General features: G+C 36.9%; 31 protein-coding genes and 1 other annotated feature. Of the genes, 6 read left to right on the top strand and 25 right to left on the bottom strand.

What is annotated here, in order from left to right; genetic code table 11:
• Positions 1-62: 62 nt before the first annotated feature.
• A complete protein-coding gene (locus CEY16_RS13180; protein ID WP_101332517.1) occupies positions 63-524 on the bottom strand; it encodes a hypothetical protein in 462 nt (153 codons plus the stop codon).
• A gap of 132 nt (positions 525-656) precedes the next feature.
• Between CEY16_RS13180 and CEY16_RS13175 the strand changes: the two genes are divergently transcribed.
• Complete coding sequence (locus CEY16_RS13175) at positions 657-1,232, top strand: hypothetical protein (protein ID WP_101332516.1); 576 nt, start codon at positions 657-659, stop codon at positions 1,230-1,232.
• Positions 1,233-1,471: 239 nt separating this feature from the next.
• Here the strand turns inward: CEY16_RS13175 and CEY16_RS13170 are convergent, their stop codons facing one another.
• Both CEY16_RS13170 and CEY16_RS13165 read right to left on the bottom strand, forming a co-directional pair.
• Positions 1,472-1,675, bottom strand: a complete 204-nt coding sequence (locus CEY16_RS13170; RefSeq protein WP_101332515.1) for a helix-turn-helix transcriptional regulator — start codon at positions 1,673-1,675, stop codon at positions 1,472-1,474.
• On the bottom strand, positions 1,676-1,969 hold the full coding sequence (locus CEY16_RS13165) for a hypothetical protein (protein WP_101332514.1): 294 nt from the start codon (positions 1,967-1,969) through the stop codon (positions 1,676-1,678).
• Positions 1,970-2,286: 317 nt separating this feature from the next.
• Between CEY16_RS13165 and CEY16_RS13160 the strand changes: the two genes are divergently transcribed.
• Positions 2,287-2,793: a hypothetical protein gene (locus tag CEY16_RS13160; RefSeq protein ID WP_101332513.1), complete on the top strand. Its 507-nt coding sequence runs from the start codon at positions 2,287-2,289 to the stop codon at positions 2,791-2,793.
• A 5-nt stretch (positions 2,794-2,798) separates the two neighbouring features.
• Here the strand turns inward: CEY16_RS13160 and CEY16_RS13155 are convergent, their stop codons facing one another.
• The 13 genes from CEY16_RS13155 to CEY16_RS13095 all read right to left on the bottom strand — a co-directional run bounded on the left by CEY16_RS13155 (position 2,799) and on the right by CEY16_RS13095 (position 12,336).
• Positions 2,799-3,569: an alpha/beta fold hydrolase gene (locus CEY16_RS13155; RefSeq protein WP_101332512.1), complete on the bottom strand. Its 771-nt coding sequence runs from the start codon at positions 3,567-3,569 to the stop codon at positions 2,799-2,801.
• Between the two features lie 80 nt (positions 3,570-3,649).
• Positions 3,650-5,116: a protein adenylyltransferase SelO gene (locus CEY16_RS13150; protein WP_101332511.1), complete on the bottom strand. Its 1,467-nt coding sequence runs from the start codon at positions 5,114-5,116 to the stop codon at positions 3,650-3,652.
• A 154-nt stretch (positions 5,117-5,270) separates the two neighbouring features.
• The gene (locus tag CEY16_RS13145; RefSeq protein WP_101332510.1) at positions 5,271-5,738 is read right to left on the bottom strand and encodes a divergent PAP2 family protein; all 468 of its coding nucleotides are present in this window, start codon (positions 5,736-5,738) and stop codon (positions 5,271-5,273) included.
• Positions 5,739-5,834: 96 nt separating this feature from the next.
• Positions 5,835-7,244, bottom strand: coding sequence for a sensor histidine kinase (locus CEY16_RS13140; RefSeq protein WP_101332509.1), 1,410 nt, complete (start codon positions 7,242-7,244; stop codon positions 5,835-5,837).
• Complete coding sequence (locus CEY16_RS13135; protein WP_101332508.1) at positions 7,228-7,914, bottom strand: response regulator transcription factor; 687 nt, start codon at positions 7,912-7,914, stop codon at positions 7,228-7,230. The genes CEY16_RS13140 and CEY16_RS13135 overlap by 17 nt, the downstream gene beginning before the upstream one ends.
• A gap of 104 nt (positions 7,915-8,018) precedes the next feature.
• Positions 8,019-9,146: a S1C family serine protease gene (locus tag CEY16_RS13130; protein WP_101332507.1), complete on the bottom strand. Its 1,128-nt coding sequence runs from the start codon at positions 9,144-9,146 to the stop codon at positions 8,019-8,021.
• Between the two features lie 159 nt (positions 9,147-9,305).
• Positions 9,306-9,866, bottom strand: coding sequence for a hypothetical protein (locus CEY16_RS13125; protein ID WP_101332506.1), 561 nt, complete (start codon positions 9,864-9,866; stop codon positions 9,306-9,308).
• Positions 9,853-10,089, bottom strand: a complete 237-nt coding sequence (locus CEY16_RS13120) for a hypothetical protein (protein ID WP_101332505.1) — start codon at positions 10,087-10,089, stop codon at positions 9,853-9,855. The genes CEY16_RS13125 and CEY16_RS13120 overlap by 14 nt, the downstream gene beginning before the upstream one ends.
• Positions 10,090-10,179: 90 nt before the next feature.
• Complete coding sequence (locus tag CEY16_RS13115) at positions 10,180-10,692, bottom strand: hypothetical protein (RefSeq protein WP_101332504.1); 513 nt, start codon at positions 10,690-10,692, stop codon at positions 10,180-10,182.
• Positions 10,685-10,894 (bottom strand): helix-turn-helix transcriptional regulator, encoded by a 210-nt coding sequence (locus CEY16_RS13110; RefSeq protein ID WP_101332503.1) that lies wholly within the window; start codon positions 10,892-10,894, stop codon positions 10,685-10,687. The genes CEY16_RS13115 and CEY16_RS13110 overlap by 8 nt, the downstream gene beginning before the upstream one ends.
• 169 nt (positions 10,895-11,063) lie before the next feature.
• Positions 11,064-11,252 carry a hypothetical protein gene (locus CEY16_RS13105; protein WP_101332502.1) on the bottom strand — a complete coding sequence of 63 codons (189 nt, stop codon included), beginning with the start codon at positions 11,250-11,252 and terminating at the stop codon, positions 11,064-11,066.
• Between the two features lie 114 nt (positions 11,253-11,366).
• Positions 11,367-11,735 (bottom strand): iron chaperone, encoded by a 369-nt coding sequence (locus CEY16_RS13100; protein ID WP_101332501.1) that lies wholly within the window; start codon positions 11,733-11,735, stop codon positions 11,367-11,369.
• Positions 11,736-11,832: 97 nt separating this feature from the next.
• The gene (locus CEY16_RS13095) at positions 11,833-12,336 is read right to left on the bottom strand and encodes a GNAT family N-acetyltransferase (RefSeq protein WP_101332500.1); all 504 of its coding nucleotides are present in this window, start codon (positions 12,334-12,336) and stop codon (positions 11,833-11,835) included.
• A gap of 225 nt (positions 12,337-12,561) precedes the next feature.
• On the opposite strand from CEY16_RS13095, the gene CEY16_RS13090 reads away from it, so the two are divergent.
• Entirely contained in the window at positions 12,562-13,158 is a 597-nt protein-coding gene (locus CEY16_RS13090) for a DUF421 domain-containing protein (protein WP_101332499.1), read from the top strand.
• Positions 13,159-13,201: 43 nt separating this feature from the next.
• Here CEY16_RS13090 and CEY16_RS13085 read toward each other — a convergent pair whose 3' ends face one another.
• Positions 13,202-14,020: an alpha/beta fold hydrolase gene (locus CEY16_RS13085; protein WP_101332498.1), complete on the bottom strand. Its 819-nt coding sequence runs from the start codon at positions 14,018-14,020 to the stop codon at positions 13,202-13,204.
• A gap of 236 nt (positions 14,021-14,256) precedes the next feature.
• On the opposite strand from CEY16_RS13085, the gene CEY16_RS13080 reads away from it, so the two are divergent.
• Positions 14,257-15,021 carry a DUF2087 domain-containing protein gene (locus CEY16_RS13080; protein ID WP_101332497.1) on the top strand — a complete coding sequence of 255 codons (765 nt, stop codon included), beginning with the start codon at positions 14,257-14,259 and terminating at the stop codon, positions 15,019-15,021.
• A 15-nt stretch (positions 15,022-15,036) separates the two neighbouring features.
• Positions 15,037-15,381: a DUF6176 family protein gene (locus CEY16_RS13075; RefSeq protein ID WP_101332496.1), complete on the top strand. Its 345-nt coding sequence runs from the start codon at positions 15,037-15,039 to the stop codon at positions 15,379-15,381.
• 85 nt (positions 15,382-15,466) lie between these two features.
• Here CEY16_RS13075 and argS read toward each other — a convergent pair whose 3' ends face one another.
• The 5 genes from argS to CEY16_RS13050 all read right to left on the bottom strand — a co-directional run bounded on the left by argS (position 15,467) and on the right by CEY16_RS13050 (position 19,731).
• Positions 15,467-17,158: an arginine--tRNA ligase gene (gene argS, locus CEY16_RS13070; RefSeq protein WP_101332495.1), complete on the bottom strand. Its 1,692-nt coding sequence runs from the start codon at positions 17,156-17,158 to the stop codon at positions 15,467-15,469.
• Positions 17,159-17,202: 44 nt separating this feature from the next.
• Positions 17,203-17,413: a binding site (T-box leader), on the bottom strand.
• 93 nt (positions 17,414-17,506) lie between these two features.
• Positions 17,507-17,980 (bottom strand): hypothetical protein, encoded by a 474-nt coding sequence (locus tag CEY16_RS13065; RefSeq protein ID WP_101332494.1) that lies wholly within the window; start codon positions 17,978-17,980, stop codon positions 17,507-17,509.
• Between the two features lie 39 nt (positions 17,981-18,019).
• Positions 18,020-18,481: a GNAT family N-acetyltransferase gene (locus CEY16_RS13060; RefSeq protein WP_101332493.1), complete on the bottom strand. Its 462-nt coding sequence runs from the start codon at positions 18,479-18,481 to the stop codon at positions 18,020-18,022.
• A 39-nt stretch (positions 18,482-18,520) separates the two neighbouring features.
• Positions 18,521-18,973 carry an 8-oxo-dGTP diphosphatase gene (locus CEY16_RS13055; protein ID WP_101332492.1) on the bottom strand — a complete coding sequence of 151 codons (453 nt, stop codon included), beginning with the start codon at positions 18,971-18,973 and terminating at the stop codon, positions 18,521-18,523.
• Positions 18,974-19,011: 38 nt separating this feature from the next.
• The gene (locus tag CEY16_RS13050) at positions 19,012-19,731 is read right to left on the bottom strand and encodes a tubby C-terminal domain-like protein (RefSeq protein WP_101332491.1); all 720 of its coding nucleotides are present in this window, start codon (positions 19,729-19,731) and stop codon (positions 19,012-19,014) included.
• 484 nt (positions 19,732-20,215) lie between these two features.
• On the opposite strand from CEY16_RS13050, the gene CEY16_RS13045 reads away from it, so the two are divergent.
• The gene (locus CEY16_RS13045) at positions 20,216-21,160 is read left to right on the top strand and encodes a C40 family peptidase (protein WP_238378854.1); all 945 of its coding nucleotides are present in this window, start codon (positions 20,216-20,218) and stop codon (positions 21,158-21,160) included.
• 175 nt (positions 21,161-21,335) lie between these two features.
• Here the strand turns inward: CEY16_RS13045 and CEY16_RS13040 are convergent, their stop codons facing one another.
• From CEY16_RS13040 to CEY16_RS13030, 3 genes are read right to left on the bottom strand one after another with little or no spacing between them, the layout of a single operon-like run.
• Positions 21,336-22,079: a hypothetical protein gene (locus tag CEY16_RS13040; RefSeq protein ID WP_101332489.1), complete on the bottom strand. Its 744-nt coding sequence runs from the start codon at positions 22,077-22,079 to the stop codon at positions 21,336-21,338.
• Positions 22,080-22,128: 49 nt separating this feature from the next.
• Positions 22,129-22,869, bottom strand: a complete 741-nt coding sequence (locus CEY16_RS13035; protein WP_101332488.1) for a hypothetical protein — start codon at positions 22,867-22,869, stop codon at positions 22,129-22,131.
• The gene (locus tag CEY16_RS13030) at positions 22,866-23,555 is read right to left on the bottom strand and encodes a hypothetical protein (protein ID WP_143484629.1); all 690 of its coding nucleotides are present in this window, start codon (positions 23,553-23,555) and stop codon (positions 22,866-22,868) included. The genes CEY16_RS13035 and CEY16_RS13030 overlap by 4 nt, the downstream gene beginning before the upstream one ends.
• Positions 23,556-23,815 lie beyond the last annotated feature (260 nt).

Here is a 23,815-nt window from a genome sequence, read left to right as displayed (position 1 = left end):
CCACCTAAGATCAGCATCTACACGACACAGTTTTTAAAGTGTTCATCCCTCACTTGCTATCTTCAGTTGTTTACAAGAAATAGTTGTAATGAACCGACCATATTGAATGGCTTCTTCTCACTTCCATCAATTACATTTCCTTTAAACTCAATTTGAGGATTATCAACATTGATAGATTTTTTGTGACCATCAAAAGAATGATAAAAAGAAATCTCTATATTCTCTCCTTTATTCAGACTAATATCTTCAAAATTTTGTAAATCTAAATCTTCCATATAATTATTAGAGTTGTTTTCAGATTTAACTTCTACATATCCTAAACCTAATGTAAGATCATCCAATTCAAAACCAGTCTTATTCATAACCCTTATTGTCTTTGAGATCCCCAAATCGTCGACTTGTGTGTCTACCACGTCCATAATGATATTTTCATCATCGAATTGTGCAGTTGAAGTTGACGAACATCCACTCAATAAGATAAAGCTCAACGCCAAACTTGATAAAACCAAAGATAGCTTTGTCATAAATTCTCCTCCTAAGTTATCGATCAGGCATTTACTTATTTTCACATATGTTAAACTAAGTTTATCAAATTTTACCAACTCATGCTCTTTTCTGAATAAATTTATAGGGAGAAAGTTGCTGGAGGGTGCTTTATGGATAAAGAATACGTACATAAGTTGAGACTAAAACAAGGTATGATATTGAATATACTTTATATAACATTAATGGCTATTTTTATAGCCCTCTTGGAAACATTCCAAATCAGAATTGCCGAACTATTTTTAACCCTTAGTATAATATTACTCCTTCAATTTTGCTTTGGGATGGTCAAAAGGAACTCAACTAAATCATTGATTCCGATTTTAGAAAAAGTGGCTGAATACGAAAAAGAGAAATTAGGAGGTGAATGGTATAAAGAAAGAAGATTAGGCCCTATTATGCATTTATTTCTTGGATGCATAATGTTCCTCTACTACTTATTGAATCGTGGAAGTTCCAATTTAATAATGGATCTCGATTACGGATTTTTTGTTCCATTATTGACTTCAATTTTAATTTTAATTAATATTTCTTTATACATTCGCGCTAGGAAAGTTGACAGATCTAGCGAGGACCAATTGAAAGGATACACAAAGAAAACATTTGTAAGTTCTATAGCTACTGGGGTTATATTCACAATAACTTTTATTATTATAACTATAGTGTACCTTCTCAACTTTAATATATAATCTGGTATGTAATTTTATCATCAAACGCGGCCTCGAATTATTCTTCTATTATGGTGGTGCCAAATGAATATATATGAGAAACAACTTGCAACCGTTTTAATTAGAAAATGAGTATATTTAAGCCTTTATCGAATTGAAATACTGAGGAGTGCATAAAAAAGACCTCGAAAGGTAGTGAACCCTATGAGTTAGATTTTTGCTCTAACATTTGGGGTGCAGGACCAAATGAGGTCTTTTTACTATTTTCTAATAGAATCACTGATGAAAAGATCATCTACTGTGGTATCCAATACAGAAGCTATGTCAAACGCTAATTGAAGAGTAGGGTCGTATTTATCATTTTCAATTGCATTGATTGTTTGTCTGGATACCTTACATTGTTTAGCCAGTTCATCCTGAGATAATTTAGCTGATTTTCTCAATTTCTTTATTTGATTTTTCATTTAATCACCATATTTATTCCTGTAAATTAATAACGTTCCTAGATATATTATTGAAATAATCGTCAGAAACATTATTGGTGAAATTATATAAGAAGATTCCCCCATATATGTTAGATAAATTGATTGTGCAACAAATAAAATTAACATACCAAAAACTACGATAAATACATATGATTGAGCTTTCTGGTTAATAAATTTTCTTCTTTCATCTCCCTTTTGAGAAAATATAGAAACCAAAATAGAAATTCCACAGATTAATAATATAACTGAATACACAAGTTTAACCCAATCCATTTTTTATTCCTCCCTATCGAAAATGTAAAAAGTATTTGACACTTATTATTGTAACACCGGCTTTGAATATGTCAAATACTTTTTACATTTTTAAGCGTGCCAGAGTAGACTCAATTGATAACTGCAGAAATAAAAACCTATTAGCGACGATACAAGCCTGGAGCGAGTTACACAGACCTTCAACCAACTAATCGACGATTTAGTTACTCAAAAAGGAAAAAGCTGACGATCATTTCGTCAGCTTTTTTAATGTATAAATTTCTTGTGATACAATCGAATGTATGTAATTACGTTTCATACAACAAAAGGGTGATTGGGTGAAGAAACGATACATATTTTTAACGTTAACGTGCCTTCTAACAGGTGGTCTGTTTTATCTGATTCACCAAGCAGCACCATCTCCAGAAATGTATTCTAGTAACGGTAATCCAGTGTTACTACTTATCCCTTTAATTTTTATCTTATTCTGCATTCTTGTTGCACTTTGGTCAAAAGTTCTGGCACAATCTAACCTCAAAATAAGTTGGTTAGTGATAGGCATGGTCGTGATCATCATCCATTGGAGTCTAGGATTGGTTTATCAACAGGTTCTATTTCAAAATTACAGAAAAATATTAGTAGATGCGCACAAAGAACATTATGAAGTAATTGACTGGGCATACATCAATCAAGCAACGGACACTTGGGTATCCACGCATGTGAATGGTCTTTTATACAATATCAATACTTTCTTTATGTTTTTGACCTTATCAATATTCGTTTCTCTAATAATCCTTCTTTTCAATAAATACATAAATAACCGAAACAAAAATCAATATGTATAAAAATATCAGGATGAATGACTTTCACCCTGACGAATTTGGTCGGCACATGTCTCAATTGTTTTAACAAGCAATTCAGGTTGCCTTACCTGAGGGAAATGGCTACTTCCCTCAGCTTTTATCAAATAGCTTATCTCTGACAACTTCAACAGTTCTTTTTGATTTTCCACTCTTTTTTGGAAAAGATCTTTCGGCATAAATAGATTCTTTTTATAACCAATAAGTACATACACTGGGATATTTGGAAAAGGTCCATTTTGATGAATCATTTCTACTGTATCAGATACGAATTTTGTTTCTCGCAATTGTTTGCTTGGAAACCATGAATCCACCATATCAAAAATTTTGTTGAGGCCTCGTATTTCTTTTCCATGAGAACTATTCTGTTTAACATCTTTCGGGTGGCTTGCCTCCGCGAATACAACAGCTTCGACTTCAGAAGGGTATATTTTAGCATAGAGCTGGACATACAATCCTCCCAAAGAATGGCCGACAAGCAGGTATGGAGGTTGAAGCCCAGCTCTTTTCAAGGCTTCTCTCAATGTTTCTACAATGGTGATGCCATCTTGTTTTGAAGTTGGGTTTGAGCTCTTTCCAACCCCAAGACGGTTGTAGGCAAACACTGTCTTCGTCTTCGCAAGTTCAGGCATAATCCGTATCCAACCTTCTAAAGGCCCACCTGCTCCATTTACTAAAATAACCTTTGGCTCTCCTTGCCCCATCAAACTGTATTCGATCTCCCCATAAGATGTTTTTGCTATTTGTTTGTTTAACTTCATCCGTCTTCTCTCCCGAAGTTCATAAAAAACATCCTGAGTGTTAGAAAATGTAGCTCGATGTTTATCTAAGTGTTATCGTATTAAGTTCCACAAAACGTTCGATAAGGTTCACTAGATGGCTCTGGTGGTTTTGAGTATTCTGCTTGGGTAGATGTGTGTGCATATGGATCCCGCAAGACGTCTAGAAGTTGGTTCATTACATCAAGGTCCCCGCGTTCTGCAGCAGACAAAGCTTCTTCCACTCTGTGATTTCTTGGAATGACCGCAGGATTATTGCTTTTCATCAATTGCTTCGATTCGTCTTTCGACTGCTTCTGTCCTTCCAATCTTTCTTGCCATTTTTTATACCAGTCACTGAATTCCTTTTTTCCATGAAGGGGTGAGTCTTCTAAGCGATCAAATGTTAAAGCTAAGAATGTATTCGTATAATCAGCTTTGTATTCTTCCATCAAATCAAGCAACGTTTCAATTAGTTCTTTATCCTGCTTTTTCTCATCAAAAATACCGAGCTTCTTCCTCATTCCATCCATCCAATATTCTCCGAAAAGACTAGGATATTCGCCTAAGGCATCCTGAGCGATCTCGACAGCTTTATCTTGATCTTCATCGAACAATGACAACAAGGATTCAGCAAATCTTGCTAGGTTCCATTCACCAATGCGTGGCTGATTACCAAAGGCATAACGTCCTTGAACATCAATTGAGCTGAAAACAGTTTCACGGTCATACGTATTCATGAATGCACATGGGCCATAGTCGATCGACTCTCCACTGATGGTCATGTTATCCGTATTCATGACACCATGAATGAAGCCGACCAATTGCCACTGAGCCAGAAGTTTAGCTTGACGGTCGAGCACCTTTTTAAAGAGTGAAAGATACGGATTTTCATCATTCGCTACCTCTGGATAGTGTCTATTAATCGTGTAATCAGCTAGTTCACGAAGTTCTTCTTCACTACGCCACTGTGCTGCATATTGGAAAGTTCCTACACGAATATGGCTTTTGGCTACGCGAGTCAGGATCGCTCCTGGCTTTTTCGTTTCTCGGATGACCTTTTCACCCGTAGAAACTACAGCTAAGCTACGTGAAGAAGGGATACCTAGTGCATGCATCGCTTCACTGATGATGTATTCACGGAGCATTGGCCCTAGTACTGCCCGGCCATCCCCACTTCTAGAAAAAGGGGTCTCACCTGAACCTTTCAATTGGATATCATATCTTTCACCATCTGGAGTGATCTGTTCACCGAGCAGATGAGCACGACCATCACCTAACATAGTAAAATGGCCAAACTGGTGCCCAGCATAAGGTTGTGCAAGCGGTGATGCACCTTCGGGGATTCGATTCCCAGCAAATGTTTCGATTCCTTCGAGACCTTGTAAAGTTTTATCATTCAACCCGAGAGATTTTGCCAAAGAAGAATTGAATATGATCAACTTTGGTGATGTAACTGGGGTAGGGTTCACACTCGCATAAAATTTTTTCGGGAGTTCGGTATAACTGTTGTCGAAATTCCAACCGACATTTTTAGTTTCATTATCCATAATCTGAGATGCTCCTCACTTATGTTGTAGTTTGTTATCATTTTAATTTCTCACTACCATTTTTATCAAGTAAGCGGGTCTATCTTTGTTTTTATCTATTGTTCTAAAAATAAACGCCTGAAAGTTATAGCGTACAACCTTTAGGCGCTACTGTTTACTTATTCTCTAATTTAGCAGATAACAATCCTAAGCCAATCCCTAAAACTGCGCCACTTAGAACCTCTGCAGGTTGGTGCCCAAGAAGTTCTTTCAGTTCCTTTTCTTTTTCAACGAATTCAAAACTCGGGAATTCTCCTGAAAGATTCGCGAATTCATCTTCCAATTCGTTGACCAGTTTAGCAATTTCACCTGTATGACGGCGGATTCCCTGAGCATCATACATAACAATGACACCAAATACCGTTGCAAGTGCTGTTTCAGTGTGGCGTGTTCCTTTATTGGCCGCCATATAGGCAGTCAGTGCGGAAACCCCTGCTGAGTGAGAGCTTGGCATACCACCTGTTGTGGCTATTTGCTTCACGTCCCATTCACCGGACACCCTTTTATGAGTAACTATCTTAAGTGCTTGAGCAATTCCTATCGCAGAAATAGCTGTCAAAATTCCTCTGTTCATTCGCTTCATCAACTTCACCCTTAATCATAATGGATATTTAATTCTTATCTACTATGTTCATTACCCTCAAGCACTCGATTTTATTCAATGAAAAATGATCACAACTTAATCTTTCGGTAAGGTTAGTTGGAAGGTCGTACCCTCTGAAGAACTACCCTTCAGCTTAAGGTCGCCGCCTAAAACATTCGAAATCATTTTACTGAACGGTAAACCAAGACCGAGTCCACCTATTTGGTACTTCTTGTTTTCACCGCGATAAAAACGTTCAAAGATAAAGGGTTGCTCCTCTTCTGGTATGCCCTGTCCATTATCTGTCACCTGTACTTCTATGGTCTCTTTTTCTTCAGTTAAGTTTAAAGAAATCTTACCTTCACCTTTTATCGCTTGTTTGGCGTTGGTCAGTAAATTGGTCAGAATCTGTTGGACTCTCATGTCATCAACCCTTACATCAGTAGGTTGACCCAACAAGAACATTTGTATGTCTAAACCAGGTTCATCATTTGAAATTTCCCATTCGCGTACGCATTCTTTTATGAGGTCGTTCACTTCATGGTACCTATGTTCAACTGGTATCGCATTCGCCGCAAACGAATTGAAAGCAAGAAGGTCTTCTACCATCCTTTTCATCTTTTCAGTTTCATTCAACGAGATACGCAGAAACTCTTTCGCCTCTTCTCCCTCGACTACTCCATCATTGAGTGCCTGAATCATACCATTAATCGAAGTTACGGGTGTTTTCAATTCATGCGTGACGCCTGCTAATAATTCAGTACGCAAGGATTCAAGCTGCTTTAACTTTTGGGACATCTCTTTAAAAGATCTCACCAATTCATCAATTTCTTCTGCTTTGATATTTTCAGGGAGATCGATGTCATAATTGCCTTCTTTGACCTGTTCAGCAGCTCCTGCCACATCTTTAATCGGCCTTGAAATTTTTCTTGAAAGAAAATAAATGACTGCAGCTCCGATCAAGGCTAAGCTGATCAGCATAATCGACAGTTGACGATACTCTTGATTGACTTGCGCTAAGTTCGCCTTCGATTCAACAAACACGACCCACCCCAAGACAGTAGATTCAACTTGGACTGGCTTTTTCACAACATAGACTTCCTCAGAATCTGTTTCGATTAATTGTCGATCATCGTTATTCGTCAAAAGAGAACGAGAAAGCTGACGATTAGTTTGCCCCGCTGGAAAATTACTGAATAATATGGATCCCCTCGCATTAACAATGTAAAGAGCCGGATCACTGTCCATATTCATGAACCTACCACGTTCGTCTAAAAATTGACGAAGCTCGGAATTCGGCGGAATACGTTGTTCATCTTCTCCTGTCAATTGCGAAGCTGTTTCCTCCGCCATGAACTCCAACATACTTAGTCGGTTCTCTAACGTTTGAGACCTGATCCACCAAGCTGATATAAGAGCAACTACAATCAGCCCGATGAAAAGAGTAACTAAATATCGTGAGGTTAAATAACGCTGTATAGGAATCTTTTTATTGTTTGTCTTCATAAACACTGAACTGATACCCCAATCCTCTTAGTGTTCTGATTTCTCCTTCTTCGCCTGGCCAACCTTGAAGAGTTTTTCTGATTCTTTTTATCGACAAATCTACCGCTCGATCACTGCCTTCATACTCCCAGCCCCACACTCGGTCGATTAACTGCTCCCTTGTAAACGTCTGGTTCGGATGAGCAGTCAAGAATAATAACAACGATAAATCCCTTGGGGTCAAATCAAGCTCTTTTCCATTCAAAAAGACCCGGTGTCCTTGATAATCAACCTCTAATTGCCCAAACTGTTTCACCGATTGAACTTTGTTTTCAGATCGTCTTAGAACTGCATTCACTCTTGCGACAACTTCTTCACCGTTGAACGGTTTAGCTATATAATCATCCGCTCCATCATTCAAACCCTCCAGTCGATAATTCACATCGCCGAGTGCGGTCAACATGATGACTGGCGTTTCATAATCTGTACGAATTTCTTTTAAAAGATCCCATCCGCTCTTATTGGGAAGCATAACGTCCAACAGCACAAGATCCGGGTTGAACGATTCGAAGGTATCAATAACTTCAGAACCGTCGAAAACCTGTTCCGTTTTGAAATTCGCTTTTTGAAGATATGCCTTTAACACCTGACTGATCGAATATTCATCTTCTACAATCAATATTTTCTGCATGTCGAGTTCTCCCATCTAGAAGAATTCTTTGATTCTACTATATCATGTACCCTATCTTAGAGAGAAAACTGCCACCTTGACACAAGGTGACAGTCTAATAATTTTTATTTATCCTTAGCTTGAAGCGTCACTTCTACTTGTAGTTCTTGATTGTCTCTAACAATCGTCAATGTCGCAGAGTCACCTGGCTCCAAGTTGTTATACATATACTTGCTAAGGCTACTCAATTTCTCAACAGGTTCACCGTCAATTTCTGTAATGATATCTTCAACTTCTAATCCAGCCTGATCAGCAGCAGAACCTTCCTCGACATTGGCAATCAATAGACCGTCTTCTACCTCCACATTGCTTCTTTCAAGATAAAACTGCGGAATATCGTTCAAGCTCTGAAGACCGACGCCTAAATAAGGTCTTTCCACATGACCATTTTCAATAATTTCTTCTACAATTTGTGCGAAATCATTGCTTGGAATAGCGAAACCGAGTCCTTCCGCATTGTTTGCTGCCATCTTAAGGCTATTAATCCCGATTAGTTCCCCTTCGGTATTAATCAGTGCTCCACCACTGTTCCCTGGACTGATCGCAGCATCCGTCTGAATAACATCAAGATCCCACTGACCTGCAGACGTATTTACAGGGATTGTACGATCGACAGCACTTACTATGCCCTCAGTCACCGTGCCAGCCAAATCAAGTCCTAGAGGATTACCGATAGCCAATACTTTTTCTCCAGGTCTCAACTCATCTGAATCACCCATTTCAATTGCCTTTACATCATGCTCACTACTTATACTAAGGACTGCTGTATCTGTTAATGCATCAGAACCGACTAATTCCGCTTTCACTTTATCGCCATTATGCAGTGTTACCTCAATTTCTGAAGCCCCTTCAATTACGTGATGGTTGGTTATAATCTGAGTTCTTTCATCCGTTTTATTGAAAATGACACCAGAACCTGTGCCCGCCTTCTTGGAATTTTCACCACTGTTTTGTGAAAAACCTTGCTTTCCTTCTTGAATGTTGGTAACACCAACGACTGACTTAGACGCTTCTTCAACTACATCAGGTAAACCATCCTCATTAATTTCTTGTATATTTTCCTGTATTTCATCTCCTGACACCTGTTCGTTTGTGCTCGTTTGATTTTCACCATCCATCCATGGCATCAAAATCCCTACGGAAATAACTCCACCAATGATACTTGCAGACAACATTTTTATCGTATTTTTCATTATAAGAACCTCCTATTTTACTTGTGATCAATTTCTTTCTCATCACAGTGTAGGAAGTGAATGTGTCAGGAAAATGTCAGAGGAAAAATTATTTCTAGATTTTTTTTGCAAATTAAAAAGACACTTAGAAAATTAAGTGTCTTCTTGTAGTATATTCAGTTACCAGCGATCCATAAAGTGTGATACATTCACTTTTTTTGCTTGATTCATTAAATACTCTTGATCCAATTCTTCCTTATGAATAAGGTACATACGATATGCCCATTCATAATCCTCATCATTCTCAGGGTAAGGGGCGTTTCTTGATATTCCTTCCAAACGATCTATAATGAGATCTTCCACACCGATCACAAATATTTTTTTCCCATTAGGGAGTTCCAACTCATTGATTAAATCCAAACTTCCGTCAAGATAATTAGATGGAACCTCCACCGCAATTTCGGTTTCCAAATGGTACCATTCTCGTTCCGTTTTAGTAAACCCTATCTCTCTAAGAAGTTCATCAAACTTATGCCATCCATCACTTACGAAATCAATGTCATGAGTGTGATAGTCGTTTCTCGTATAGATTTCCACAGCCAATCCACCAACCACAATTGGACGAATATTTTCCGAAGCAAAAAACTCGGTTAAAAGAGAAGCAAATTCAAGTTGCTTTTTGAATTTAGGTTTGCCTTTTAAGTCCGCTAGTGCATTCTTCATTTCCTCAATTGTAGTCATAATAGTAAGACCTTTCGCCCAACTTCTTGATCTTTCCTTCTTCAACCGCTTTATTCCATCTCGAGATAGAGATTTCATTCAAAGCCTTCACTTCGCCTGGTGAACGAGGTCGATATCTCTTCACGCGACCTATGGGTTGTAATTCCTTCTTAATGATGGCATTCGCTCTTGTACGGTTATTAGTTACGGTTTCATTAATTTGTTCGAGTGTAAATTTCCTCATGGAACCGCACCACCTTTACGATTTTCTAATTACTTCAAGTATATACCAGAATTCCTAAGTGTAGAAGTCAAAGCTATTTACACTTGATTTCTATTCTTCAACGTATTGACGAATCTCACGGTAATAAATGACGTTGTGGATGATTAGCATGGCATACACCAGCAATATAAAAATATATCGATCTAGTGGAAAGTACATAACTACAACCAAAAGTGGAAGGGCTTGAAGATAGAAAGTGTACACTTTTTTTGTTGCTTTCTGAGTGACTTGTTTCCACATTTCATCTTTCTCCAAAAACTCAGTTGCATTATATAAAAAAGTAGCTCCTAACTTGTCGTCCGGATTCTCTTTGTTATGTCGTTTGACCTTAAATGAATAAAAAACGAAAAATATTGTGAGTAAAAGAGATCCAAGTATTATTGATATCACAGGTAAAGTATTTAGTGCGACATACATCCCTCCGTCTTCAACTACGAACACGTCTTCGAAATCATTAAGTGATATATCCACTGTATATACAACCCCATAGGTCCAAAAAGCGAGGATGATATAAAGAGCAATCATCCATAATGGATACTGAATTCTAAAGTCCTTTTTATTCATCCGAATCCCCCTCTAGCCAAAAAAGCTCATCCACTCGCACCTGCAGTTCCTTTGCCATTCTCAAAGACAAAGCAATAGATGGCGAAAAGTCACCTTTTTCAATGAAACCAATCGTTTGTCTCGTTACACCTACGCGATTAGCTAGTTCTGTTTGTGAAAAGCCATACCTAGCCCGTAACTCCCTTACTCTATTTCGGAGCATTTCTCCACTCCTTCCACACTAACTTATGTAAATTATTATATCCATAATGTAAACTATAATTAACATTAAGTCAATTATTATTTACATAAAAAAAAGCATCCAAAAATTAAATGGAACCACAAAAAAAACCATATCCACCTCTATTAGTGTGAATATGGCTTTTAATTATTTATCCCATTTTTCTGGGAGTACCGCTAGCTCTCTTAACATGTTGGCTTTCCATTCTATGATTCGAGTTGTAAGCGTTCTGTTGATTCTTTCCGGCTTGCTGTGATTGTTTTTTTCTTTCTAACTGCTGTTGGACAATCTCTTGCATGCTCAGCTTCTTCTTACTTTCATTTTTGTTTTCCTGGGTCATTAGTCGTTCACCCTCTACTATTCAATTTTTAATATCTCATTCCATTATATACGAATTTTCAAATTTTTACTTTTGAATATATATTCCGAAAATATAGCCCACTCTTTTTTTGTGTTATTTTCTCCAGAAATTTGTATAGTCTGCCTTGTCCTCAATGTTAAACTCTATCATCTTCTGAAGTAATGAATAATCGAATGGGCGATTCCATGGAAAACGTACGAGCTCCTTGCTGTGGTCAAACCCAGCAGCAACAATTTCATCTGAAAAGCGTAGAATCACTTTTCTTTCGGGTGCAACAGACATATGTTTCTTGGCCACACTAAAAGCAATAATAAAAGTTCCATGATCAGTAAACATAGGTTGATTCCATTTAACAACTGGCTCTAAATTCGGGTATTCCTTCATTACCCAACCTAACACTTCTTCCATCTCCGCTCTATGTTGAGGATCGATACCTGCTAAGTAATCTTTAAAAACTTCCATGTAGTGTCCTCCTTTGTGCCGCGTTTTTTCTTTATCTTACCACCAAACCTACTCTTAATTTAAAGGAAGTCTCCTCTACAAAATAGTGATGCTAATCTTAGATATTCTGCCATGTAAAATGAATGAAGGTAACATTCTCCCCATTCATTTCAAAGCTTTCTCCTTCTCCCATTCGAACAAATCCATTCTTCTCTAAGACTTTTTGCGAAGCGATATTGTTGGAAGTAGTTCTGGCATTTATTCTTTCAACGTCCTTTCGGTTTACATTTTCTAATAATAGTTTCAGCGCTCCAACTGCCACACCTTTACCTGTAAAAGATTCACCCACCCTATATCCGAGGTCTCCAGTCTTCGTTTCGAGGTCAATGGTAAGGTTTAGCCTGCCTAGAATCACATCACCTTCTTTTAACAAATAAAAATGAGATTCTCCCGATGCCTGTTCTTCTAATAAAGACGAGTGCCTTTCCTGGAATGTTTCCCATTGAAAATAATCCTCTCCTCTAGAAGGGACCATTTTTTCAAAAAAGTGTCGGTTCTCGAGTTCAAATTGATATAGCTGCTCCGCGTCTTGTGGTGATAATTTTTCAATTGAAAATTTCATAAACTCTTAACTCCCTTATGTAACTAATTACAGTAAATAATTCTTTTCTATTTAAAACCTATTCCTATGATGACTGATTCATTTTTTATAAAGAGCATTGTTAGGTCCCTATTTCCGCCTCTATTAGCTCTTTAATTATAGCAAATAATCAAAAACCGAAAATGTATATATTAATTTTGGAATCGCAAAATAAAAAAGATATAAATAACAAAGGTGGAGTAGTTTATGGATCTGAATATACTTTGGAAGGTAGTAGTCATTGTAATCGGAGGTATCTTGATCCTTAGGCTTGCTGGCAGAAAATCAATATCACAGTTAACAGTAGCTCAAACCGTGATAATGATTGCAGTAGGATCCTTAATTATTCAACCGGTGAGCGAAAATAATGTATGGGTCTCCATGCTTATTACACTTTTGATGATCGTTACTCTTATAATCGTAGAATATATCGTCTTAAAATTCGATGTTGCTGAATCATTTATTTATGGAAAGTCCGTTCTAGTTGTAGATAACGGGCAACTTGTTGAGAAGAATTTAAAACAGTTAAGACTAACTGTAGATATGTTGGAAGTTAGACTCAGACAACATAACGTCCACCGAATCAGTGATCTGCAATGGGCCACAATAGAATCAAATGGACAGCTCGGCTACTCCTTAAAGCCTGAGAAACAAAATGCTACTAAAGAAGATATCCAGCTACTTATGTCTGCACTTAAGGGTAATCAACCATTAAATAAAAACCAATCTAACCTTTCAGATGATATCTTTGTTGAAGTAAAAAATAAAAATCACTCGCGAAAGCCTCCTGAAAGGTTGAATTAATGAAATCACATTCACAAATTTGAGTCATTGGAACACTAACTTATTAAACAAAAGAAAGAATTTGTGAATAAACCTCTTGGGGTCTTTCTTCAGTAATTAAATGTCCAGCTTCTTTATAAGTAATTAATTTTGCGTTTGGTAAATCCTTTACTAATTTACGTCCCACATTTACAGGCACAACCCTGTCCTCTTCTCCCCATATTAATAGCGCTGGCGTATTGATTGAGCTGAGTTCGGCGGACGAAAGATCACCTTCTCGATGCCTCACTAACCTTATAAGAGATTTATAAAAAGGCTTTTCTGACAAAGGTCTCTTAAATTCGGATATCATTTCATCTGTAATCAACGAATGATCATACAATACATTTTTTAATGTTTCTCTAACCCCTTTTCGATTAACGTATCGGTAAGCGAACAAGTTAAAGAATGGAAAATACGTACTGTAAACAAGTAATTTATTCGCTCTTTTCATATAACCTGAACTACATAATAAGACGAGCTTATTTACTCTTTCAGGAGTCATTCTAGCAACGTTCAGAGCTACTTGACCTCCCATTGAGTGACCAACAAGAGTGGCTTTTTCTATCCCAAAATACTCCATACAACCCACAACTAGTTGAGCAAAACTAGTAAACGAATAATGAAAAGAATCTGCCTTTTCACTTCTTCCAAAACCCGGTAAATCAATAGCCACGACAGAAAAGTTTTCAGCTAAAAGGGGGATTACCTTGTTGAATGTGTAAGTTGAAGATAGAAACCCGTGAATTAAAAATATCGGGGGTTTTCCATTTAAAACATGTTCACAATATATCTCTACATTTGAAACAACGATAGTTTCCTTTGTTATCTTGGTCCCACTCATCATATTCACTCCATGCAATAAATTACTACAAATATTATCTGCAGTTTACAAAAAACTTAACCTACATTACTTTTTCGTTAACTTAACATTCCATATACCCTTAGCAAATAATGCTAACATGACATTCCTTAAAAATGACAATAAAAAATATAAAACTAATAGTCATCTGTTATTTTAACAAACAATATGTTATATTGTTTATAAATAATAAGATTATAATGGAAGGTGTTTATTGTATGTCTAAGGAAGGTATGTTTTGGAACTCAACAGTCGAAGAACTTTCCCAAGGGTATATTTATGACGACCAGAACGAAACATACATATGCCTCGTTTGTGACGAACCTTTTGAATGCGGAGTCATTTACCGTCGAGGCGATGTACTTTTAGAAGCGAAAAAAGCGGTTCAATATCACATTGAAGACGATCACGACTCCATGTTCGATTCTCTGTTGAGTATGGATAAAAAGTATACCGGATTATCTGATCACCAAAAAGAACTTCTTCATTATTTCAAAAGGGGTTTGGCTGATAAGGAAATCGTCAAAGAGTTGGACAGCGGAAGCCCCTCTACGATCAGAAATCATCGTTTTAAATTCAGAGAAAAAGAAAAGCAAGCGAAGGTATTCCTCGCAATCATGAACCTTTTAAAAAGTGATGAAAAGGAAAACAAAAATAGTTTGGTTGGAATCCATAAGGGGGCAAAAATGGTGGATGAACGATATACAATTACAGTAGAAGAAAAAGAGAAAGTATTATCTACCTATTTTGATGAGGGTGTTGAAGGTCCACTATCAACATTTCCAAGTAAAGAAAAACGTAAAATCATTGTGCTTCAGCAAATACTAAAATCTTTTAAATCGAATGAAGTCTATTCTGAGAAAGAAGTGAATGAAGTCCTAAAATCAAAATTCAACGACTTCGCGACATTAAGAAGATATATGATTGAATATGGTTTCATGGATCGAAGCAAAGATTGTACCAAGTATTGGGTAAAGAATTAAAGGTGGAATGAAATTATGGAAATTGAATTGACCCGATTCAAAGTAAAAAATGGGAAATCCCATAAAGTTGATGAGTGGTTGAACTTCCTCAGAGCTCATATGGACGAGCTTGAGGAAGGATTAGAAATCGAAAAAATGTACGTCGAAACAATTTTCAGAGAAGTGCTCAATGGTGAAGAATATTTGTACTGGTACTCCGTTCAAGGAAAGGGTGGGGTAGAAATTACCGAAAATGAGAACTGGATCGCAAAAAAGCATCTTGAATATTGGGAGGAGTGCATTGACCCCTCTTTTGGATTTGTTGATCTAAATACAGAAGTTGTAATGATACCTAAAAAGGTTAAAGCGCACATGAAATAACCCTGTTATCCTACTCGCTTACTACATTCAAATGCCAGCTGTCGTAAGAGCCCACTTCGTCAGCTGGCAGTTTTCCACTGTGATTTTACATCCTAGCCGGTGCTTTTATCCCTAAAAGTTTCAGCCCACCATTCAATACAATTGTTACTGACTTAACTAATGCTAATCTACTCTCCAACTGATCATCTTCTTGAAGAATTTTTATTTGACCATAATACTTGTTGAAATCTCTGCAGAGTTCTAATAGATATTTTGCAATATGCGATGGATCATTCTGAAAGTGGCTGCGTTCTACAACGTCAGGAAACCCCATCAGCTGTTTTACTACCTGCCAACCATATTCATCAGAAATTCCTTGCGGTGACTTCATCACTTCGTTCGCTTCAGCCTTCTTTAAAATAGACTTTGCTCTTGCATGTGTATATTGCACATATGGCCCTGTCGAACCTTCAAATCTCAGCATGTCATCAAGGGAAAATTCTACATTGTTTTTACGGTGATTTTTTAAGTCGTGAAAGATGATAGCTCCTACACCGACCATCTTTGCTACTTCTCTTTTGTTTTCTAGCTGCGGATTTTTAGTTTTAATATTTTCTTCAGCCAGATCAATTGCCTCCTTTATAACTTCCTCTAAGAGGACAACTTTCCCCTTCCTGGTCGACATCTTTTTGCCTTCTTTAAGAATAAAACCAAATGATACATGCTGCATGTTTTTAGCCCATTCATAGCCCATCTTCTCAAGTACCAAAAATAATTGCTGAAAATGGATACTCTGTTCCTGACCCACCACATAAATCGCTTTATCAAATTGGAACTTGTTATATCTATAGATCGCAGCCGTCAAATCTCTTGTTGCATATAAAGTAGCTCCATCAGACTTTCTGATTAAAGAAGGAGGTAAATCATATTCACTCAATTCAACAACCTCAGCACCCTCGGAGTATTTAAGTAACCCCCTGTTAGAAATTAAATCAATCGTTTGAACCATTTTGTCATTGTAAAATGCTTCTCCATGGAAAGAATCGAACTCCACATCCAATAGCTGATAAATTTTCTCAAATTCCTTCAAAGACTCATCGCGAAACCACTTCCATAGTTGCAACGCTTCTTCGTTTCCTTCTTCTAAGTTTTTAAACCACTTTCTTGCTTCATCCTCTAGTTTTGGTTTGTATTCCGCTTCTTCATGAAACCTAACGTAAAGATCCAATAATTCTTTAATGGGATTCCTCCGTACCTTTTGTTCCTCACCCCAGTATTTATAAGCAGCGATTAATTTCCCAAACTGAGTACCCCAATCTCCAATATGATTAATCTTGACCGTCTGAAAACCACACTTTTCAGCTATTGTTGAGAGCGAATTTCCGATAACTGTTGAACGTAAATGACCCATAGAAAATGGCTTAGCGATATTAGGTGACGAAACATCCAACACAATCTTTTTTCCTTCACCAATAGTATGTGAGCCATACTTCTCCCCCTCCTCAATTATATTCTTCAAAGTGATCTCACTGACATAATCTTTGTTTAAAAATCCGTTCAAATAAGGGCCATCAGCCACAACCTCTTCAAAAAGTGGATCATTAAATTCTTCAGCTAATTCGTTCGCAATCTGAGCAGGTGATTTCTTCAATATTTTTGCTAGAGCGAAGCAAGGAAAGGCTAGTTCTCCTTGTTCTTTGTATTTGGGCTTTTCAATCAACCCTATTACTTCCTGCTTACCCAACTTTCCGTCGAGATTTTGAACAATACAATCTGCGTATGTTTCAACTAAATTCATCCAAACAACCTCCTTTATATAAAATAAAAAAATCCCGCCTCTTATACAGAGACGAGATTACCCGTGGTACCACTCTTGTTGTTCCATTATAGAACCAACTCAAATAATTGATAACGGGAATAACCCGACCTACCCTACTTTTGTTTCAGGAGGTATCTCAGAAGTGCGGTTCGTTATGAAAAGTTTATTAGGCTTCCACCAACCCTAACTCGCTTGAAACTTGATCATAATTACTCTCTTCATCACCGAAAAATTATATTATTTGAAATTATATACAATTGGTTTTACTAATGCAAGGTTTTCTTACAATATATTCAACATTTCTAGACCGATGATAGCCAAACTTCTTTAAATGTTCAGATCACTCACCTTTATTTCACTTACAACCGGGTTCTCTACCGCAACTACATCAATGAGGTGGTTCAAGGTCGGAATTTGATAATGCTTAATATTTTCTGTTGGGTGTAAATGGTGTGCCAATGTACCTTTTTTGATGTAATCTATAAATCTCGATTGAGAATAAATTCGAAACATACCTCCACTATATTTTTCATACTCATCAAATGGAGAATAACTTTCCTCAACAACTGAATAACTGATATACCAATAAAAATCTACTTGTATTATACTATCATCCATCACATATGGACTCGACTTAACCACTTCTTTACTTTCCAAGATAGTACGCCCTGCTTCATCGCCAATGTGACCGCGCTGCAATTGGATCCTTAGTGGTGGTTTTTCTTCACCTTCAGAAAAACCGATGTCTTTGATAAATAAATCTGCTGGTTCCTCATTCATGTAATCTTCGAATTCAGGCACAATGATACCTCCATCCAGGTATAGGGAATTGAATCCTCATTACAATTCTTTGCAAACTATTTCTCTAGTTCTCACAAAGCCATGCTTTTCGTAAAACATTCTTGCACGGTCATTTTTAATCCAGTAGTCTAACTCAATAAACTTGATTTTTCGCTCTGCAGTGAAGTTAATGACTTGATCCATCAGAAAAGTTCCATACCCTCTACCTTCTTTATTCTTCTTTAAACTAATCTGATGAACGTAGACACAAGAATATCTTTTTTTGAAGATACTTTCGGATTGTTCCTTCACTTCAAGCCATACATAACCGAATGCCTCGTCACCATCGACACCTTTGAAAAAATAATGGTTCTCTTTATCAACCATTTCCTCAAAGAACACCTGAAACTTTTCATAGTTATAGGGCTGAAATCGTTCAGGGAAAAGGGAGTGATGTAAACCGTGGACATACTCATTTAATCTAGCAATTAGTTCAAAATCTTTTGTTGGGGTAAATTCCATTATATTAACTCCTTGTTACTAGCACTTGATAAAGTTGGCCTATAAAAGCCTTAAAACATTCTCTTCTCCGGCTCGATCATAGAAAAATTCACTCAATTCTTCTGATTCGAAGACTTTATACATTTCTTCAAAATCATTAGCCAACTGATACTCATGCAAATCATCTTTATTAATCCAAAAAATTTCACCTTCATCTGATGATGCCAAATCTCCAGTAAATTTGTCCGTCTTATAAAAGAACACAATATATCGCTCATCATTCTTCGTTTGAAATTGTTTCACACCACACAGAGATGGGTTTTCAATCTTCAAACCCGTTTCTTCAAGTACTTCTCTAACAACGGATTCAGTGAATGATTCTCCTTTTTCGATATGGCCTCCAGGAAAGGTAATGCCTGGCCAATTACTTTTCAAGCGATCCTGAACCAAAATACGATCGCCTTCATATATCATACACATATTTGTAAGTACAACCTTTTCACTTTTGCTCAACTTAACTCACCAAACCCTTTATGTTTTTTCACTTCTGTTTATTGCCCAAACTGATAGTTAAATAGAATATAAACCATACATAACATTTTGGCGTCATGCTCAGTGCCATGGCTAGGTGTAAACTGGTATACAAACCCCCGAGCCCTTTCACCTGATGCTACAGTATTTTCATCCACACTGACCTCAGTTTTTGAACCAATACCAAATGACCTGTACCAATAAGTCTTATGGTCATATTCAAGAAAGAGACTTTCTTTTAGTTTAGAAGCATTTTTTATTGAGAGATCTGTCCTCACCAAACCAACTTCCTCGTCACCACGATATACTTTCCACTTCTGGTTTCCGTGCAACTTATTTTCATTAATACCGACAAATATGTATTCTTCTCCATCGGAAAATAAAAATGATAGATTCAGGTACCAATGGCCTGGTCTCCTCATAATTCCAGCAACGAACCGTTTCCATGAACTATTATAAAAACGTCGATATGTACCAATAAATTTATTATAATCGTAGATTTGCTTTGAGCTTGAAACCAGTCTATTACTCATTCTTGTGACCATCTGATTTCCTGAATGATTAGGAACAAAATTTCGATCCCTTTTAATCTGATTTTTTTCGAAAAGCAAAATCCCAACTGCCCCTAACGAACACAATAAAATTAAGAGAAATTGGTCCATCTCAAATTGTCCGTTTACTATGAGGCGCAATGTTAACCCCACCAAGACTGCAAAAAGCAAGAGCATTAAGTGTCCCATATGTATCACCTCTTCTAGCAAAATAGTACGTTCTCCATTTAATTAAAGTTTCATAAATATGCCACATAATTTACATCTGTAAATTTAGGATAGATTTTTCTATTATTTTGCAAATAGGGTCAATCAATTTTTAAATTTAATCTATGATACCATAAATTTACCAATCATTTACTAAGTATCTGTTTAACTCCACAGTAATAGAAATAAAATATTAATAGATTAGTTGATTATTTTACAGTTATATTTCAATTACATAACAAACTGTCACACTACGCAGGACAAAGGACTTATACTTTAAAAATAGTCCTATGGTCGCGATACACCTCTCACCCCTTACCACGCATCGGTTGTGGAAATTGCGTTAAAGTGAAGGAAGAAATTACTCTTTTATTTTGTAATATCCTCCTATAAAATGCATATATCGGGCGCAAAACGTGTCTAGACATCAAAGGAGGACGACATCATCAAGAAGACAATTACAACATTGGCGTTGACAACAGGATTAGTCGTGGCAGGGCAAACATACGCTCATGCAGAGGAGTCTTACACTGTAAAATCAGGCGACAGTTTATGGAAGATCTCACAGCAAGTTGATTCAAGTGTTCAAGAATTACAATCATTGAACAACATATCAGGAAGCATGATTTACCCGGGACAGATACTTGTTATCAGCAATACAGATAACAACAACGTAGAAGTAGAACAGAATACACAAATACATACCGTACAATCTGGAGACACACTATCTCATATATCAGGTAAATACAACACACCAGTAAGTAACATAAAGCAGCTGAACGGATTATCATCAAACCTTATCCTAGTCGGACAACAACTTAAAGTATCAGGGTCCGCGACTGAAGAAACAACCACGAGCACGGCAACTAAAACGACAAGTTATACAGTACAATCAGGTGATACATTATCAAGAATCGCTGGAGACTATAACACAACCGTTTCGAGCTTGAAATCACTAAATAACCTTTCAAGTGATTTGATTTATGCTGGACAGACCTTAAAAGTAAATGGCGAAGCGACAACAAGTTCATATGGTTCAACTTCAGATCAAGTTTCTTCTACAGAATCATTAATCAATGAAGCTATGAAACACGTAGGTACTCCATATGTTTGGGCAGGTACATCCCCGTCTGGTTTCGATTGTAGTGGATATCTACAGTACGTATTCGCTCAAGAAGGGGTCGACCTACCGCGTACCGTTAGCGACATTTGGAATGCAGGTGAAAGTACAGGATCTCCTGAACGTGGGGACATCGTATTTTTCGAAACATACAAACCAGGCCCATCTCACGCAGGAATTTACCTAGGTAACGGTGAATTCGTTCACGCTGGTTCATCAACAGGAGTTACAGTAAGCGACATGAATAACTCTTACTGGGCACCGAAATATCTAGGTGCAAAATCATACTAAATTTAAATCAATATTAAAGGAGGTGCATATCGCACCTCCTTTTTTGTTAAGAAATTCATTAGTATTTAGTAATGAATCTATACAAAAAGTTTCGAAAATCATAATCCGTTCTGTTTACAACCTGCTAGGATGTGCTTCCCTTAGGCTTAATGGTCGCTAAGTACATCTAGAACAGCTACTCTTCTAATTCCGATTCATTTATAAATCTCACGAAATCAGTCTCGATGTCCCCGTTATAGAAACCATGTCCGTTTACAGAACTTTCCGGGAAACTTATTTCATCTTTTTCGTTATATGGTGTCCACCCGATATATAAACCAATGTCCGGAAAAATACTAGTAGTATTAATATGTGATTTTTGTAAGGAAGCACGTTTATTTTCTTGATTCAAAAAAGCTTGCCAATCTTCAGGTAGTTCGAGTGCACCGTATGATTCCTCTTTCAAAGAAACTTCATTCTCCATTTGAATACGAGGAGTATAATTATGTTCATTGTTCGAAATATGAAAGCCGCGTTCCCTCACCAAAGCAAAATTAGCATGACTGATTTGATCGTCCGGGTGAAGATTCCACACAATAAAGGATGATGATGGTTTCTTCCCATCGATCATCCAAATTATTGGTTCTCCAACTGTATCTATATACACCGGCCTCCATTTACGCCTTTCCCATACCCAATAGCTTGCTCCATAGGTATCTTTGCTAGATATAAATGGGACATATACATGGTCTTGATCCAATTGAATTGTTTCTTGAATCGTCTCTACATTTGCTTCCGGAAAGATTTCATTCATCTGCTTAGCTAATTCATCATCCGCCGGGAGGGCTGTCGGCTTTGAAAAATAAAACCAATAGACAAGAAATAGAGATATTAAAATAAATGTAATGATGACAACGATTGAAACTCTTTTTTTAGTCATTTCTACCCTCCTCCAACAGCGACTTATCTGAACGGAAATAATTACTAAGCTAATTCTCTAATTGAGGTTCCTCAACATATTCCACGAAATTCGTTTCTATATTTCCATTAATGAAACCATTATTGCTTATAGATTCTTCCGGGAAAATTATATCATCGTTCTCGTTAAATGGTGTCCAACCAAAATGAAGTCTAACATCCAAAAAAACACTAGTATTGATATCCCGGGAATTTTGTGACGATATCAATTTGTTCTCTTGAGTCAATAAAGCTTGCCATTGCTCTGGAAACACGAGCACACCATAAGGTTGTTCCTTTAAAGATATTTGTTCTTTCATATGAATGCTCGGGCTATAATGATGCTCAGTGTGAGAAATCTGAAAGTCTCGCTCCCGCATCATTGATAAATTCGCATAGCTAACTTTATCATCCGGATGTATATTCCAAACAATGTATGAAGAAGGTTCCTCCTTATTTATCGTCCAAGCAGTTGGTTCTCCCCCAATATCTATCTTCATCGGTTTCCAATTACGACTTTCCCATACCCAATAGCTTGAACCATAATTATTCTCGCTAGATATGAATGGAACATATACATGCTCTTGATCCAAGTAAATTGTTTCCTGAATCGTCTCTACATTTGCTTCCGGAAAGATTTCATTTATCTGATTTGCTAATTCATCATCCGCCGGGAGGGCAGTTGGCTTTGAAAAATAAATAAAATAGATTATAAATAGAGATACTAAAATTATAGGAATAATCACGATGACTGAAATTCTCTTTTTAGTCATTGACTACCCTCCTCTAGAAGAGATTCCTCAGAACGGAAATAATGTTGGCCCTTTTGTGATGTAACTAGTAGTCCTCTGCCATCTCGCTCAAGGTAAATAACACTCTCAATCCCGCTCCCCCATTTCGGATCGGTTCCTATTAAAACATAAGGGAATTTTTCATCAACCTTCATATTATCAAAGTTTCCGGACATCTTGTGATACCACTCATGGCTATAGATAGGGTTTTGTTCCATTTTTTCTAACACCTTATTTAAACTTCCTGTTTTTAATGAAGTTTCCTCTCCAGAAGAATGAGTGGAAATGAGGGATGCATCTTCAGCATTCGATATGTATGTAGAAAGTTGATCTTGAGGGTATAGTAAGTTATTTAGAGGCATCGATATTAACACAGTTAATATAAAAATAAATTGACTAAAAAATCCTAACCAAGCAAAAGGACGATAAACATTCCATCTATCCTCTTTATTCCTGAAAATAATCATCAAAAGCCAGACACCCAGTGGCAGGATTGGGATACTTATCAATGTTTGTAGAATATTTAAATCAAAATTAAAAGTAAACATCCCTATAAATGCTATCAGGAGAGCCTTCCATAGTCTTGGTTTGTCTTCTAACTTTTTATAATAAATAAGAATTATAGCCGTTATTATCACCCAAGCCAGGAAATTGGAAATAACTAACACTACATTGGTATCTTCAGCGAAAAAATTCATCTCAAAATTATTAATACCGAACCCCCCTCTTCTATACTAGAGAGCATACACTCCCCAACTTTATTCCTTCTACTCATACTATGTAAGTCCAAATGTTGTAACCACTACATCTTAACATAAATATCCATTCACTAATGTAGCATAATTGGAAATTTAACTCCCTGCAAAAAAAGAAGAACGGCTTTCGCCGCCTTCCTTTTCCCTGTTGACCTATAGATTCTCTAATACAA

This window comes from Halalkalibacillus sediminis (assembly GCF_002844535.1).
GTDB lineage: Bacteria > Bacillota > Bacilli > Bacillales > Alkalibacillaceae > Halalkalibacillus_A > Halalkalibacillus_A sediminis.
Note: the sequence above shows the minus strand (reverse complement) of the source record. Positions and strands in the feature narration are given on the sequence as shown.

Excerpts from the sequence above, each read along its gene's own strand:
- CEY16_RS13175 (WP_101332516.1), top strand. The coding sequence starts at position 657 with ATGGATAAAGAATACGTACATAAGTTGAGACTAAAACAAGGTATGATA.
- CEY16_RS13170 (WP_101332515.1), bottom strand. The coding sequence starts at position 1,675 with ATGAAAAATCAAATAAAGAAATTGAGAAAATCAGCTAAATTATCTCAG.
- CEY16_RS13120 (WP_101332505.1), bottom strand. The coding sequence starts at position 10,089 with ATGAGGAAATTTACACTCGAACAAATTAATGAAACCGTAACTAATAAC.
- CEY16_RS13110 (WP_101332503.1), bottom strand. The coding sequence starts at position 10,894 with ATGCTCCGAAATAGAGTAAGGGAGTTACGGGCTAGGTATGGCTTTTCA.
- CEY16_RS13150 (WP_101332511.1), bottom strand. The coding sequence starts at position 5,116 with ATGGATAATGAAACTAAAAATGTCGGTTGGAATTTCGACAACAGTTAT.
- CEY16_RS13105 (WP_101332502.1), bottom strand. The coding sequence starts at position 11,252 with ATGACCCAGGAAAACAAAAATGAAAGTAAGAAGAAGCTGAGCATGCAA.
- CEY16_RS13035 (WP_101332488.1), bottom strand. The coding sequence starts at position 22,869 with ATGACTAAAAAGAGAATTTCAGTCATCGTGATTATTCCTATAATTTTA.
- CEY16_RS13145 (WP_101332510.1), bottom strand. The coding sequence starts at position 5,738 with ATGAAGCGAATGAACAGAGGAATTTTGACAGCTATTTCTGCGATAGGA.
- CEY16_RS13135 (WP_101332508.1), bottom strand. The coding sequence starts at position 7,914 with ATGCAGAAAATATTGATTGTAGAAGATGAATATTCGATCAGTCAGGTG.
- argS (WP_101332495.1), bottom strand. The coding sequence starts at position 17,158 with ATGAATTTAGTTGAAACATACGCAGATTGTATTGTTCAAAATCTCGAC.
- CEY16_RS13040 (WP_101332489.1), bottom strand. The coding sequence starts at position 22,079 with ATGACTAAAAAAAGAGTTTCAATCGTTGTCATCATTACATTTATTTTA.
- CEY16_RS13090 (WP_101332499.1), top strand. The coding sequence starts at position 12,562 with ATGGATCTGAATATACTTTGGAAGGTAGTAGTCATTGTAATCGGAGGT.
- CEY16_RS13165 (WP_101332514.1), bottom strand. The coding sequence starts at position 1,969 with ATGGATTGGGTTAAACTTGTGTATTCAGTTATATTATTAATCTGTGGA.
- CEY16_RS13060 (WP_101332493.1), bottom strand. The coding sequence starts at position 18,481 with ATGGAATTTACCCCAACAAAAGATTTTGAACTAATTGCTAGATTAAAT.
- CEY16_RS13125 (WP_101332506.1), bottom strand. The coding sequence starts at position 9,866 with ATGACTACAATTGAGGAAATGAAGAATGCACTAGCGGACTTAAAAGGC.
- CEY16_RS13095 (WP_101332500.1), bottom strand. The coding sequence starts at position 12,336 with ATGAAATTTTCAATTGAAAAATTATCACCACAAGACGCGGAGCAGCTA.
- CEY16_RS13130 (WP_101332507.1), bottom strand. The coding sequence starts at position 9,146 with ATGAAAAATACGATAAAAATGTTGTCTGCAAGTATCATTGGTGGAGTT.
- CEY16_RS13050 (WP_101332491.1), bottom strand. The coding sequence starts at position 19,731 with ATGGGACACTTAATGCTCTTGCTTTTTGCAGTCTTGGTGGGGTTAACA.
- CEY16_RS13115 (WP_101332504.1), bottom strand. The coding sequence starts at position 10,692 with ATGAATAAAAAGGACTTTAGAATTCAGTATCCATTATGGATGATTGCT.
- CEY16_RS13155 (WP_101332512.1), bottom strand. The coding sequence starts at position 3,569 with ATGAAGTTAAACAAACAAATAGCAAAAACATCTTATGGGGAGATCGAA.
- CEY16_RS13085 (WP_101332498.1), bottom strand. The coding sequence starts at position 14,020 with ATGAGTGGGACCAAGATAACAAAGGAAACTATCGTTGTTTCAAATGTA.
- CEY16_RS13140 (WP_101332509.1), bottom strand. The coding sequence starts at position 7,244 with ATGAAGACAAACAATAAAAAGATTCCTATACAGCGTTATTTAACCTCA.
- CEY16_RS13080 (WP_101332497.1), top strand. The coding sequence starts at position 14,257 with ATGTCTAAGGAAGGTATGTTTTGGAACTCAACAGTCGAAGAACTTTCC.
- CEY16_RS13075 (WP_101332496.1), top strand. The coding sequence starts at position 15,037 with ATGGAAATTGAATTGACCCGATTCAAAGTAAAAAATGGGAAATCCCAT.
- CEY16_RS13180 (WP_101332517.1), bottom strand. The coding sequence starts at position 524 with ATGACAAAGCTATCTTTGGTTTTATCAAGTTTGGCGTTGAGCTTTATC.
- CEY16_RS13100 (WP_101332501.1), bottom strand. The coding sequence starts at position 11,735 with ATGGAAGTTTTTAAAGATTACTTAGCAGGTATCGATCCTCAACATAGA.